Below are 15,026 nucleotides of genomic sequence, written 5' to 3'. Positions count from 1 at the left end.
TAGAGAACGGTGCAAGTTTGCTGCGGCCAACTGTAGTTGTTTTAGTCAGTCACCTGGCCAGTGCCGGCATCGATACCTAATTTGCGGTTTTAGTGAATGGTTGTTTTCTGGGTTGGCTCTTTTGTACAAAAATATACTTAATTTTGTGTTCGTGGTTTTGGATGTGGCATTTCTACGAAATACGTTTCAATACATGGGCTTGCGCGCACTTTCTTGTTTGTCTTATTACGGGTTTCGCTATTTGCATTTGTCAATCGTCCGGACTAGTTTCTTGAACAATCAACACTGTTGCTGAAACTGGAAAACGCCCCGACGCTGGGTGTGGAGTTGAAAGTCGACCTGTCCGGCGCTGGGTTGGAAAGTGCCGCTACCTTGTTTCCTGAAGGAGATGCTGTCATGGCTACTATGAAACTGGATTTACCCGCACCTGTCGTAACCGGTGCCGAGAATGGGTATCTGGACCCTACCACCATTCCTGCGGATGGGGTGAATGTACGGGTGCCGGCTTATGGGGGGCAGGCAGCCGGGCAGTGGGTTTATGCCAGGTTCACGGGGCAGAATGGATCGAGGGAGCAAACTGCGCCGGTGCAAGTGGTGAGCACGACAGCGCCCTTGGATTTCAAGATCAGCAAAACTGAAGTGCTGAAGAACGAGAACCGAGCGGTGGCATTCGAATATCGAGTCGCTCAGACGCAAGGAGGTGTTTACAGCGATTCTGAACCTGCGCCGATAGATATTGAAAGAGGCAGGCCAATCAAACAGTTGTTCAGGGAGGATTTCGAAGGGTTTGCAAGTGTAGATCCCAAAGTCATCCAGCTTTCAGGGTGCCGGATTGTCGCGGACAGCAATGGGGAATTTCAACTGAGCGAATCCTTCCAGCAGCCGCCATTCATCACAGGAAAATCCATTGTCTGTACTTCGCGCTCAAGCAGAGGGGCAATCTTTCAATTCATTTTCGAGTCGCTGGCCAGCACGTTCAGACTAGGGCTGAACCAGGATGCCCCCATCATGGACGTGATTGAAATACGGTTCGAGGGCGATCGAATCATCAGGTTTCAGCCTCCCCGTATAAATGGCTGGCTTGAAGTGGATAGCGCCTATTACTTTTATGGCAAGATAAGCCAGGTGATACTTTATACTTCGGGTGCAAAACCAATCTATATAGACAATGTCAGCTACACCGTTTAACTACACCTACAAAGTGGGCGGCGTCGGCACCACCATACGTTCCGACAATATCAGTGTGTCGATTGTGTCCGAGACCTTCGAGCAGGGTCGGCTCGTTGCCGAGGCATTGAACAGGCGGTACACGGACACTCGCAACGATTGCAATGGCAAGGCGGCTTACTTCTGCAACGGTGTCTTCATGCGCACGACGGGTGCCAATACTCGCTATCACGCATGGGACCCAAGCCCCACATCGATCACGATTGGCGGTATATCCTTTTCCTACTTGCGAAAAGATCTTGGTATTCAACGGTTCATCGCTAACCAGACGCAGGGGTTCATCTTCAAGAACAACGCCGCCAGTGCCCAGGATGGCCAACGTGACGTGAGGGTGTTGTGCTCATACCCGAGCGATGCAAGTACTGACGGTCGGACAACCGAAAAAGGCTGTGGCCCGCACTCGTTGTATCCACGTGACAGCAGAGCGTGTGCCGCGCAGACACCCCCCGTCAATACTATCGAGCGGTGGAAAACCCATTACAACGCTGTAGGTGGCAGCGGCAATCATTCGCAGCGTAACTATCACCAGTGCTCGTTCGGTGCTGACCCTGACGACTTTGCTCTAAGCCTGGCGGTGCGTGATCATTTTCTGGTGCCGAGCCAGGAGCGGCCTTATCACAATGAGGTCATGCTCGAAACATGGCCGACCGGTACCACGACTGCGCTGCCTTTGGAAGCGGTGTTCTATCTTTCCCAGCAGACCCGCGAAGTCGGCCTGGCAGGTGCGCAGTTCATACAACGTGACTATTTCACTGTGACGGGCCAGGTCATTCCATTGGTTCGGGTCGACCTCAGCGCCGCATCGCCTTACAGCTTTCATGTCAGCGAACAAGCCGTCACCCCACCCAGGCCGGAAATTAATCCGGCGATTACCAGCGTGCGGGATTCGGGCAAGGAGCTGAGCCAGGGATCGGCAACCACCGACACGTCGGTAACGGTCACAGGTGCAGCGATGGCGGCGCAGAGCGTGGAGCTCTTTGACGGCCAGACTTCGAAAGGCACTGTCGCGGTTGGCAGCAATGGCGAGTGGACCGCGTCCCTGACGAATCTGGCGATCGGCACGCATTCGATCACGGCCAAGGCGCGCTATGGATCAGGGCTGGTCTCGGCGCCGCGTACGTTCATCATCTGGGTCGATGCCAAACCGACCATCGACAGCGTGCGCGATTTGCAGGGTGAGGTGAGCAACGGTGGCACAACGGTCGACACCCACCTGACGATCTCCGGTACAGCTGCAGCCCATCAGGCTGTAGAGCTGTTCGACGGCCAGACCGCATTGGGCAGTGCCCATGTGAGCGCCAACGGAGCATGGACCTTCAACCTGACGGGGCTGGCAATCGGCGCTCACTCGGTAACCGCCAAGGCCATGTACGGCAGCGGTCAGGTGTCGGTTGCGCGGACGTTCAGCACCTTGGCCGAGATGAAACCCATCCTTTCCAGTGTGCACGATTCCCACGGCGAGGTCAGCGAAGGTGGCACCACATCCGATGCCGATGTGCTGCTGGCCGGGATCGCTTCGGCGGGGTCAGGTCTTGGAAGTTTTCGACGCTCAGACCTCCAGGGGCAGAGCCACCGCCGGTAACGGCGGCGTCTGGATCTTCAACCTGACCGGTCTGTTGCCTGGGCCTCACTCGCTCACCGTCAAGGCGATCTATGGCAACGGCCTTGTGTCTGCGCCACGCACGTTCAGCGTTCTGGCCGGGACGCGACCGGTCATCGTCAGCGTGCGGGATTCGCAGGGCGAAGTCAGCAATGGCGGCAGCACGTCCGATACCCGTATTGCGCTTACAGGCACGGCCCTGGCCAGCCCGGTGGTAATGATCTACGACGGTCAGGCCGCCAAGGGCATCGCCACCGTGGACGCCAGCGGTGTCTGGAGCCTGGTCCTGACAGGGCTGGCAACAGGACCTCACTCGTTGACAGCCAAGGAGCTCCAGGGCGTCGGTGAATCCTCTGCGCCGCGTACGTTTACTATTTCTCTTTCAAAAGCGCGGTAAACGGAAAGTGACGCTATACGCAGGCCTCCAGTTATCACTCGGAGGCTTGCGAGCTGATGACCCAAGATTACTTGAGCTCGGCGAGTAGCAGCAAAGCACGTCAGTCCGGGCGTTTTTACGCACAATACCTTGTCTGGCAGCGTACAAAGTTGTTGCACGTCTGCAATTCATTTCCTGGAACCCTGTTGAATAATTGGTTACTTAGTAAGCTTTTATGTACAAAAATATACTTAATTTCTTCCTTGCCTCCATCAACCCCACACCTCCGCAAAACTCGTTTCGATACATGGAGTTATATGCACTTTCTCGCCCATCTAACCAGTTATGGCGCCGTTTGCTTTTATCAATCTCCCGAACTAACTTTCTTCACCAGGCGATACTTGATTTATCGCACTGCTCCTCACACTTTCGATACTCCCTCAACTTCTACGAGGTGAACCATCGTGAAAAATCCGCCCCGCGCACTGCTGGCCAAACTGTTCAACCGCAACGCGTCCTCGGCCTTACGCACTTTGGGCGCGCGCCATCTCATCACGCCCACCCTGTCACCGCCCGGCATTCCCGCCAACCACACCGGCGGCCTCAACCAGGGCCACGTCGAATCCGGCGAGGCCCCGGTCGTGGTGCCTGTCTATTACGGTATCGAAACCGGTCAGGACGTGGTGCTCTACCTCAACGACAACCCTGTCGACACCCGTGTGGTGATCGACGAGAACCAGTCGCTGCTGACCTACATTCCGGCACGCGAGCTGCCGCGCGGTGACTCGGACAACACCGTGCACTACCACGCCTTCACCGGCTTCAACGGTGTCAACGAGGAGGCCTCCTACCCGGTCAGCGTGCGGGTCAAGACCACGGTGCCGGGCAACCCGCCGGGCGACCCAATTGAGCCTGGGGTCAACCCCTACCTCAGTGCGCCTGTGGACGTTCCCGAGAGCATTTCAGATCCCAACGCCGTGACCACCGTGCCGGTGGGGGTGCCGGCGTACGCCAACATGGCCGAAGGCGATGTGATCACCGTGTTCTGGGGCGGGGCCGGGGTTGTGGCGCCACCTCTGACCGCGGCTCAGGTGGGGCGCGTGGTGTATGTCGAGGTGCCGCAGGCGATCATCGCCGCGCGTCCCGGCAACAACATCGTGGTGCGCTACCACGTCTACGACGCCGTACGAAACTATTCGCTCTACAGCCAAAGCGCCTTCAGCAACGTGACGCCTGTGGCCACCTTGCTTGCGCCCCTCATCGCGCGCGAAGTCAACGACACCTTGAACATGGACAGCCTGGCCGGCTCGGACATCGACATCATGGTGATGCAAAACAACATCAGCCCCACCGCCGACATCACCCTGCACTTCACCGGCCAGCCTGAGGATTGGCCTTATCTGGACTTCAGTCTTGGCCCGATCAGGTTCGGCGGCGCGGCGTTCTACACCTTCACCGTGCCCAACGTGCTGGGCCGCAGCCTGGTCAACAGCGAGACGATCGTGTTCTACGAAGCGGTCACCAACGGTACCACCGCGCGTTCATTCAATGCCCAGGCGCAGGTGATCGGCACCGCCATCGACCTGCCAGCCCCTAAATCCCTCGATGCTCCAGGCGGTCTGCTGGACCCGGACAAGATCATTGGCGCCAGCTTCGACCTCACCGCCCCGGCCAACACTGCGTTCGTGCACGACACCTTGGTGCAACTGGTGTGGGAAGGCATCAACGGCGCGGGCGATATCTTTCACCATGAGCTGACCCAGACGGTTACGTCAGCCACTGCCGGCGCCGCCGTGACCTTCAAGGTGCAGAAGGGCTGGGCCGAGGAAATCGCTGGCGGCAGCGTCGAGCTCTACTACAACCTGATCGTGCCAGGCACTGCGCCAGTAACCTACGCGTCCGACATGCTGCCGCTCAACGTCGCCGGGGAAACCACCCTGCTGCCCATCCCGGAGTTCGAGCCGAAACTCACCGCTGCTGACGAGCTGGACGTGGACAACCTGACCGGGTCGTTCCACGTCAAGGTCAACGTCACCAACGCCGCATTCGTTGGCGGTGCGTTGAGGGTGCACTGGCAGGGGCAAAGCGCTGCTCGGATCCTCGAAGCGCCGGTGTCCAGCACCGGGGTGATCCGGGTATCGGTGGATCGCGCCACCCTGATCGATCCCAATCTGGATCAAAGCGTGGACGTCTGGTACGAGCTGGTGCGGCCGGATGGCCGGATCGGTCGGTCGGGGCATGTGTTGATTTCGGTGATCAGCGGCGCCAGCCAGACGTGGCCGATGCCCGAGGTGTGGGATGCCAGCGACAAGCCGGTCAACCCGCTGAACCCGGTGAAAGCCGGCACCTCCGATGCCAACACGGCCACCGTGGTGGTGCGCGATGCCCGTCTCAAACCTGGGGACATCCTGGCGGTGGTGTGGCGTGTGGAGGGGCGAGACCTGGCATTCGACTGGGCCAATGCCACCAACGGCGAGGCGCGGGCGCCGGTACCGGCGAGCGTCCTTGCGGCCAGTTTGGGCAAGACGGTGGAAGTGACGAACGTGATCCTGGTGGGCGGCACGTCGGGGGTGGCTTCGCCGACGTTGAGCCTGCGGGTGTTGCCGCTGCCGGAAAGCGCATTGAGCGCACCGCGTTTCGTCGAAGCCGCAGGCACGCCTCCCGCGCTGAACCTCGATACCTTCACCGGCAGTGCCACGATAGCGGTAGATCCCTGGCCCTTGATCGCCGAAGGGCAGACATTCTGGATGTACGTGAAAGGCACGCTGGACGATGGCAAGGCCTACAGCGAACGCCTGGCCGGCCCCTATACCGTGCAACCGTCGGAAGTCACCTCCGGCATCCGCCGGGTGCTCGAGCGTAGCCTGCTGCTGCGGTTGGAAAATGCCTCCACGCTGGGTGTGGAACTGAAAGTCGACCTGTCCGGCACTGGGTTGGAAAGTGCCGCTACCTTGTTTCCTGAAGGAGATGCTGTCATGGCTACTGTGAAACTGGATTTGCCTGCACCTGTCGTGACCGGTGCCGAGAATGGGTACCTGGACCCGACGACCATTCCTGCGGATGGGGTGACTGTACGGGTGCCCGCTTATGAAGGACGGGCAGCGGGGCAGTGGGTCTATGCCAACTTCACGGGTCAGGCAGGCTCCGAGGAGGCCACGGCGTCGGTTCAAGTCGTCGATGCGACAACGCCCATGGATTTCAAGATCAGCAAAGCTGAAGTATTGAAAAACGAAGGTCAGGCGGTGACGTTCGAGTACAAGGTCGCTCGGACGCAAGGAGCGTTGTACAGCGACTCCAAGTCTGCGCCGGTAGAGATTGCGCAAGGCATGCCAATCACGCAGCCGATCAGGGAGGATTTCGAAGGGTTTGTAAATGTAGACCCCACAATCATCCGGATTCCAGGGTGCGAGATTGCCCTAAGGAACAGAGGTAATTTTGGGTTGAGCGAAGCCTTCCAACAGCCCCCATTCGTCACAGGAAAATCAATTGTTTTTACTGCGGATGCAGCTTATACGGGATCTATCACCTACAGTTTCGAGTCGCCGGTAAGATATTTTAGGTTAGGGGTAAGTCAGGATGAATCAGTGATAGATAGGATCGGTATAAGGTTTGAGGGCGGTGGATCTATTGGTTTTGAGGAACCTATTATAAGTGGCTGGGTACAGTTTGATAGCACCTATTATTTTTTTAGAAAGGTGGCGCAAGTGACATTGTATGTCAAAGTCTCTAAAAAACTATATATGGATAACATCAGCTACGTAGTTTAGCTGTAGACTTCGACAAGTGTAGTCGTGAGCCACGTAAAGCCGTAAAAAAACGGTTCACTTAGCCACCGTCTTGCCGTACATCCGTATCGAATCTGCTCATCGGTCCTTTCGCCGCCGCAGCCCGCTCCCACTTGGCTGCGGCGGGCTTTTATAACCAGGCCTCCAGATAGCTCCACCTGCCGCGATTCACCGACCCTCCCACCGCCGAACAGCGCGCTGGCGTTTAAGCAGCTGAACGTGTTCAACCTGCCGTTTACCTTCCTTCACACTGCCAACCACTCCCGGTTGTTCAAGCTGGCGTCGATTCTCTTTGCAATAAAAAAAGCATGACATTGCTGCACGTATTTTTAGTGACTCCAGGCAGCCGCCCGATCAATGCCGACCTTGGCACGCAAGTTATGGCCACATTGAATTATGTTTTTCCCAACAAGATTCCATGTACAAAAATATACTTAATTTCTTTCTTGCCGCGATCAGCGCTACGCCTCCACAAAACCCGTTTCGATACATGAAGTTATATGCACTTTCTCGCCTATCTGACCAGTTATGACGCCGTTTGCTTTTATCAATATCCCAGACTAACTTCCTTCACCAGGCGATACTTGATTCATCGCACTGCTCCTCACACTTTCGATACTCCCTCAACTTCTCCGAGGTGAACCATCGTGAAAAATCCGCCCCGCGCACTGCTGGCCAAACTGTTCAACCGCAACGCGTCCTCGGCCTTACGCACTTTGGGCGCGCGCCATCTCATCCCGCCCACCCTGTCACCGCCCGGCATTCCCGCCAACCACTCCGGTGGCCTCAACCAGGGCCACGTCGAATCCGGCGAGGCCCCGGTCGTGGTGCCTGTCTATTACGGTATCGAAACCGGTCAGGACGTGGTGCTCTACCTCAACGACAACATCGTCGACACCCGTGTCGTGATCGACGAGAACCAGTCGCTGCTGACCTACATTCCGGCACGCGAGCTGCCGCGCGGTGACTCGGACAACACCGTGCACTACCACGCCTTCACCGGCTTCAACGGTGTCAACGAGGAGGCCTCCTACCCGGTCAGCGTGCGGGTCAAGACCACGGTGCCGGGCAACCCGCCGGGCGATCCTGGCGAGCCAGGGGTCAACCCCTACCTCAGTGCGCCTGTGGACGTTCCCGAGAGCATTTCAGATCCCAACGCCGTGACCACCGTGCCGGTGGGGGTGCCGGCGTACGCCAACATGGCCGAAGGCGATGTGATCACCGTGTTCTGGGGCGGGGCCGGGGTTGTGGCGCCACCTCTGACCGCGGCTCAGGTGGGGCGCGTGGTGTATGTCGAGGTGCCGCAGGCGATCGTCGCCGCGCGTCCCGGCAACAACATCGTGGTGCGCTACCACGTCTACGACGCCGTACGAAACTATTCGCTCTACAGCCAAAGCGCCTTCAGCAACGTGACGCCCGTGGCCACCTTGCTTGCGCCCCTCATCGCGCGCGAAGTCAACGACACCTTGAACATGGACAGCCTGGCCGGCTCGGACATCGACATCATGGTGATGCAAAACAACATCAGCCCCACCGCCGACATCACCCTGCACTTCACCGGCCAGCCTGAGGATTGGCCTTATCTGGACTTCAGTCTTGGCCCGATCAGGTTCGGCGGCGCGGCGTTCCACACCTTCACCGTGCCCAACGTGCTGGGCCGCAGCCTGGTCAACAGCGAGACGATCGTGTTCTACGAAGCGGTCACCAACGGTACCACCGCGCGTTCATTCAATGCCCAGGCGCAGGTGATCGGCACCGCCATCGACCTGCCAGCCCCTAAATCCCTCGATGCTCCAGGCGGTCTGCTGGACCCGGACAAGATCATTGGCGCCAGCTTCGACCTCACCGCCCCGGCCAACACTGCGTTCGTGCACGACACCCAGGTGCAACTGGTCTGGGAAGGCATCAACGGCGCGGGCGATATCTTTCACCATGAGCTGACCCACACGGTTACGTCAGCCACTGCCGGCTACGCCGTGACCTTCAAGGTGCAGAAGGGCTGGGCCGAGGAAATCGCCGGGGGCAGCGTCGAGCTCTACTACAACCTGGTCGTGCCAGGCACTGCGCCAGTAACCTACGCGTCCGACATGCTGCCGCTCAACGTCGCCGGGGAAACCACCCTGCTGCCCGTGCCGGGATTCGAGCCGGAACTCAGTGCCGATGACCAACTGGACGTGGACAACCTGACAGGGCTGTTCAACGTCAAGGTCAATGTCACCAACGCCGCATTCGTCGGCGGTACGTTGAGGGTGCACTGGCAGGGGCAAAGCGCTGCTCGGATCCTCGAAGCGCCCGTGTCCAGCACCGGGGTGATCCGGGTATCGGTGGATCGCGCCACCCTGATCGATCCCAATCTGGATCAAAGCGTGGACGTCTGGTACGAGCTGGTGCGGCCGGATGGCCGAATCGGTCGGTCGGGGCATGTGTTGATTTCGGTGATCAGCGGCGCCAGCCAGACGTGGCCGATGCCCGAGGTGTGGGACGCCAGCGACAAGCCAGTGAACCCGCTGAACCCGGTGAAAGCCGGCACCTCCGACGCCAACACGGCGACCGTGGTGGTGCGCGATGCCCGTCTCAAACCTGGGGACATCCTTGCGGTGGTGTGGCGTGTGGAGGGCCGGGATCTGGCATTCGACTGGGCCGATGCCACCAACGGCGAGGCGCGGGCGCCGGTGCCGGCGAGCGTCCTTGCGGCCAGTTTGGGCAAGACGGTGGAAGTGACGAACGTGATCCTGGTGGGCGGCACGTCGGGGGTGGCTTCGCCGACCTTGAGCCTGCGGGTGTTGCCACTGCCGGAAAGTGCATTGAGCGCGCCGCGTTTCGTCGAAGCCGCAGGCACGCCTCCCGCGCTGAACCTCGATACCTTTGCCGGCAGTGCCACCGTGGTCGTAGCCCCTTGGCCTTTGATTGCTGAAGGGCAGACATTCTGGATGCATGTGAAAGGCACGCTGGACGATGGCGAGGCCTACAGCGAACGCGTGTCCGGACCCTATACCGTGCAACCGTCGGAAGTCACCTCCGGCATCCGCCGGGTGCTCGAGCGTAGCCTGCTGCTGCGGTTGGAAAACGCCTCCACGCTGGGTGTGGAACTGAAAGTCGACCTGTCCGGCACTGGGTTGGAAAGTGCCGCTACCTTGTTTCCTGAAGGAGATGCTGTCATGGCTACTGTGAAACTGGATTTGCCTGCACCTGTCGTGACCGGTGCCGAGAATGGGTACCTGGACCCGACGACCATTCCTGCGGATGGGGTGACTGTACGGGTGCCCGCTTATGAAGGACGGGCAGCGGGGCAGTGGGTCTATGCCAACTTCACGGGTCAGGCAGGCTCCGAGGAGGCCACGGCGTCGGTTCAAGTCGTCGATGCGACAACGCCCATGGATTTCAAGATCAGCAAAGCTGAAGTATTGAAAAACGAAGGTCAGGCGGTGACGTTCGAGTACAAGGTCGCTCGGACGCAAGGAGCGTTGTACAGCGACTCCAAGTCTGCGCCGGTAGAGATTGCGCAAGGCATGCCAATCACGCAGCCGATCAGGGAGGATTTCGAAGGGTTTGTAAATGTAGACCCCACAATCATCCGGATTCCAGGGTGCGAGATTGCCCTAAGGAACAGAGGTAATTTTGGGTTGAGCGAAGCCTTCCAACAGCCCCCATTCGTCACAGGAAAATCAATTGTTTTTACTGCGGATGCAGCTTATACGGGATCTATCACCTACAGTTTCGAGTCGCCGGTAAGATATTTTAGGTTAGGGGTAAGTCAGGATGAATCAGTGATAGATAGGATCGGTATAAGGTTTGAGGGCGGTGGATCTATTGGTTTTGAGGAACCTATTATAAGTGGCTGGGTACAGTTTGATAGCACCTATTATTTTTTTAGAAAGGTGGCGCAAGTGACATTGTATGTCAAAGTCTCTAAAAAACTATATATGGATAACATCAGCTACGTAGTTTAGCTGTAGACTTCGACAAGTGTAGTCGTGAGCCACGTAAAGCCGTAAAAAAACGGTTCACTTAGCCACCGTCTTGCCGTACATCCGTATCGAATCTGCTCATCGGTCCTTTCGCCGCCGCAGCCCGCTCCCACTTGGCTGCGGCGGGCTTTTATAACCAGGCCTCCAGATAGCTCCACCTGCCGCGATTCACCGACCCTCCCACCGCCGAACAGCGCGCTGGCGTTTAAGCAGCTGAACGTGTTCAACCTGCCGTTTACCTTCCTTCACACTGCCAACCACTCCCGGTTGTTCAAGCTGGCGTCGATTCTCTTTGCAATAAAAAAAGCATGACATTGCTGCACGTATTTTTAGTGACTCCAGGCAGCCGCCCGATCAATGCCGACCTTGGCACGCAAGTTATGGCCACATTGAATTATGTTTTTCCCAACAAGATTCCATGTACAAAAATATACTTAATTTCTTTCTTGCCGCGATCAGCGCTACGCCTCCACAAAACCCGTTTCGATACATGAAGTTATATGCACTTTCTCGCCTATCTGACCAGTTATGACGCCGTTTGCTTTTATCAATATCCCAGACTAACTTCCTTCACCAGGCGATACTTGATTCATCGCACTGCTCCTCACACTTTCGATACTCCCTCAACTTCTCCGAGGTGAACCATCGTGAAAAATCCGCCCCGCGCACTGCTGGCCAAACTGTTCAACCGCAACGCGTCCTCGGCCTTACGCACTTTGGGCGCGCGCCATCTCATCCCGCCCACCCTGTCACCGCCCGGCATTCCCGCCAACCACTCCGGTGGCCTCAACCAGGGCCACGTCGAATCCGGCGAGGCCCCGGTCGTGGTGCCTGTCTATTACGGTATCGAAACCGGTCAGGACGTGGTGCTCTACCTCAACGACAACATCGTCGACACCCGTGTCGTGATCGACGAGAACCAGTCGCTGCTGACCTACATTCCGGCACGCGAGCTGCCGCGCGGTGACTCGGACAACACCGTGCACTACCACGCCTTCACCGGCTTCAACGGTGTCAACGAGGAGGCCTCCTACCCGGTCAGCGTGCGGGTCAAGACCACGGTGCCGGGCAACCCGCCGGGCGATCCTGGCGAGCCAGGGGTCAACCCCTACCTCAGTGCGCCTGTGGACGTTCCCGAGAGCATTTCAGATCCCAACGCCGTGACCACCGTGCCGGTGGGGGTGCCGGCGTACGCCAACATGGCCGAAGGCGATGTGATCACCGTGTTCTGGGGCGGGGCCGGGGTTGTGGCGCCACCTCTGACCGCGGCTCAGGTGGGGCGCGTGGTGTATGTCGAGGTGCCGCAGGCGATCGTCGCCGCGCGTCCCGGCAACAACATCGTGGTGCGCTACCACGTCTACGACGCCGTACGAAACTATTCGCTCTACAGCCAAAGCGCCTTCAGCAACGTGACGCCCGTGGCCACCTTGCTTGCGCCCCTCATCGCGCGCGAAGTCAACGACACCTTGAACATGGACAGCCTGGCCGGCTCGGACATCGACATCATGGTGATGCAAAACAACATCAGCCCCACCGCCGACATCACCCTGCACTTCACCGGCCAGCCTGAGGATTGGCCTTATCTGGACTTCAGTCTTGGCCCGATCAGGTTCGGCGGCGCGGCGTTCCACACCTTCACCGTGCCCAACGTGCTGGGCCGCAGCCTGGTCAACAGCGAGACGATCGTGTTCTACGAAGCGGTCACCAACGGTACCACCGCGCGTTCATTCAATGCCCAGGCGCAGGTGATCGGCACCGCCATCGACCTGCCAGCCCCTAAATCCCTCGATGCTCCAGGCGGTCTGCTGGACCCGGACAAGATCATTGGCGCCAGCTTCGACCTCACCGCCCCGGCCAACACTGCGTTCGTGCACGACACCCAGGTGCAACTGGTCTGGGAAGGCATCAACGGCGCGGGCGATATCTTTCACCATGAGCTGACCCACACGGTTACGTCAGCCACTGCCGGCTACGCCGTGACCTTCAAGGTGCAGAAGGGCTGGGCCGAGGAAATCGCCGGGGGCAGCGTCGAGCTCTACTACAACCTGGTCGTGCCAGGCACTGCGCCAGTAACCTACGCGTCCGACATGCTGCCGCTCAACGTCGCCGGGGAAACCACCCTGCTGCCCGTGCCGGGATTCGAGCCGGAACTCAGTGCCGATGACCAACTGGACGTGGACAACCTGACAGGGCTGTTCAACGTCAAGGTCAATGTCACCAACGCCGCATTCGTCGGCGGTACGTTGAGGGTGCACTGGCAGGGGCAAAGCGCTGCTCGGATCCTCGAAGCGCCCGTGTCCAGCACCGGGGTGATCCGGGTATCGGTGGATCGCGCCACCCTGATCGATCCCAATCTGGATCAAAGCGTGGACGTCTGGTACGAGCTGGTGCGGCCGGATGGCCGAATCGGTCGGTCGGGGCATGTGTTGATTTCGGTGATCAGCGGCGCCAGCCAGACGTGGCCGATGCCCGAGGTGTGGGACGCCAGCGACAAGCCAGTGAACCCGCTGAACCCGGTGAAAGCCGGCACCTCCGACGCCAACACGGCGACCGTGGTGGTGCGCGATGCCCGTCTCAAACCTGGGGACATCCTTGCGGTGGTGTGGCGTGTGGAGGGCCGGGATCTGGCATTCGACTGGGCCGATGCCACCAACGGCGAGGCGCGGGCGCCGGTGCCGGCGAGCGTCCTTGCGGCCAGTTTGGGCAAGACGGTGGAAGTGACGAACGTGATCCTGGTGGGCGGCACGTCGGGGGTGGCTTCGCCGACCTTGAGCCTGCGGGTGTTGCCACTGCCGGAAAGTGCATTGAGCGCGCCGCGTTTCGTCGAAGCCGCAGGCACGCCTCCCGCGCTGAACCTCGATACCTTTGCCGGCAGTGCCACCGTGGTCGTAGCCCCTTGGCCTTTGATTGCTGAAGGGCAGACATTCTGGATGCATGTGAAAGGCACGCTGGACGATGGCGAGGCCTACAGCGAACGCGTGTCCGGACCCTATACCGTGCAACCGTCGGAAGTCACCTCCGGCATCCGCCGGGTGCTCGAGCGTAGCCTGCTGCTGCGGTTGGAAAACGCCTCCACGCTGGGTGTGGAACTGAAAGTCGACCTGTCCGGCACTGGGTTGGAAAGTGCCGCTACCTTGTTTCCTGAAGGAGATGCTGTCATGGCTACTGTGAAACTGGATTTGCCTGCACCTGTCGTGACCGGTGCCGAGAGTGGGTACCTGGACCCGACGACCATTCCTGCGGATGGGGTGACTGTACGGGTGCCCGCTTATGAAGGACGGGCAGCGGGGCAGTGGGTCTATGCCAACTTCACGGGCCAGGCAGGCTCCGAGGAGGCCACGGCGCCGGTTCAAGTCGTCGATGCGACAACGCCCATGGATTTCAAGATCAGCAAAGCTGAAGTATTGAAAAACGAAAGTCAGGCGGTGACGTTCGAGTACAAGGTTGCTCGGACACAAGGCGCGTTGTATAGCGACTCCAAGTCTGCGCCGGTAGAGATTGACAGAGGCATGCCAATCACGCAGCCGATCAGGGAGGATTTCGAAGCGTTTGTAAATGTAGACCCCAGAATCATCCGGCTTCCAGGGTACCGGATTACCGCAAGTGGCGGAGGTAATTTTGGGTTGAGCGAATCCTTCCAACAGCCCCCATTCGTCACAGGAAAATCAATTGTTTTTACTGCGGATGCAGTTTATATGGGATATATCATCTACAGTTTCGAGTCGCCGGTAAGATATTTTAGGTTAGGGGTAAGTCAGGATGAATCAGTGATAGAGACGATCGTTATAGTTTTTGAGGGCGGTGGATCTATTAGTTTTCAGGAGCCTATTATAAGTGGCGGGGTACAGCTTGATAGCACCTATTATTGTTTTAGAAAGGTGGCGCAAGTGAGTTTGCATGTCAAAGCCTCTAAAAAACTATATATGGATAACATCAGCTACGTAGTTTAGCTGTAGACTTCGATAAGGGTTGTCGTAACCTAAGCAAAACTTATAAAACTACGGTTTAATCAGCCTGAGGCAGGCTGTACGTCCGGATCGAATCTGCTCATCGGTCCTTTCGCCGCCGCA

6 protein-coding genes are annotated in these 15,026 nt (G+C 58.5%); all 6 read left to right on the top strand.

Features of this window, described 5'->3' with window-relative positions; genetic code table 11:
• Positions 1-288 precede the first annotated feature (288 nt).
• Positions 289-1,188, top strand: a complete 900-nt coding sequence (locus ABMD26_RS02390; protein ID WP_134721045.1) for a hypothetical protein — start codon at positions 289-291, stop codon at positions 1,186-1,188.
• Complete coding sequence (locus ABMD26_RS02385) at positions 1,169-2,809, top strand: Ig-like domain-containing protein (RefSeq protein ID WP_354307469.1); 1,641 nt, start codon at positions 1,169-1,171, stop codon at positions 2,807-2,809. The genes ABMD26_RS02390 and ABMD26_RS02385 overlap by 20 nt, the downstream gene beginning before the upstream one ends.
• Positions 2,760-3,224 (top strand): hypothetical protein, encoded by a 465-nt coding sequence (locus tag ABMD26_RS02380; RefSeq protein WP_354307467.1) that lies wholly within the window; start codon positions 2,760-2,762, stop codon positions 3,222-3,224. Before ABMD26_RS02385 ends, ABMD26_RS02380 begins: the two co-directional genes overlap by 50 nt.
• A gap of 443 nt (positions 3,225-3,667) precedes the next feature.
• Positions 3,668-6,970, top strand: coding sequence for a hypothetical protein (locus ABMD26_RS02375; protein WP_354307465.1), 3,303 nt, complete (start codon positions 3,668-3,670; stop codon positions 6,968-6,970).
• Between the two features lie 665 nt (positions 6,971-7,635).
• Entirely contained in the window at positions 7,636-10,938 is a 3,303-nt protein-coding gene (locus ABMD26_RS02370) for a hypothetical protein (protein WP_354307463.1), read from the top strand.
• Positions 10,939-11,603: 665 nt separating this feature from the next.
• Positions 11,604-14,906: a hypothetical protein gene (locus ABMD26_RS02365; protein ID WP_354307461.1), complete on the top strand. Its 3,303-nt coding sequence runs from the start codon at positions 11,604-11,606 to the stop codon at positions 14,904-14,906.
• Positions 14,907-15,026 lie beyond the last annotated feature (120 nt).

This window comes from Pseudomonas sp. PvP001 (genome assembly GCF_040546375.1).
Lineage (GTDB): Bacteria > Pseudomonadota > Gammaproteobacteria > Pseudomonadales > Pseudomonadaceae > Aquipseudomonas > Aquipseudomonas coleopterorum.
Note: the sequence above shows the minus strand (reverse complement) of the source record. Positions and strands in the feature narration are given on the sequence as shown.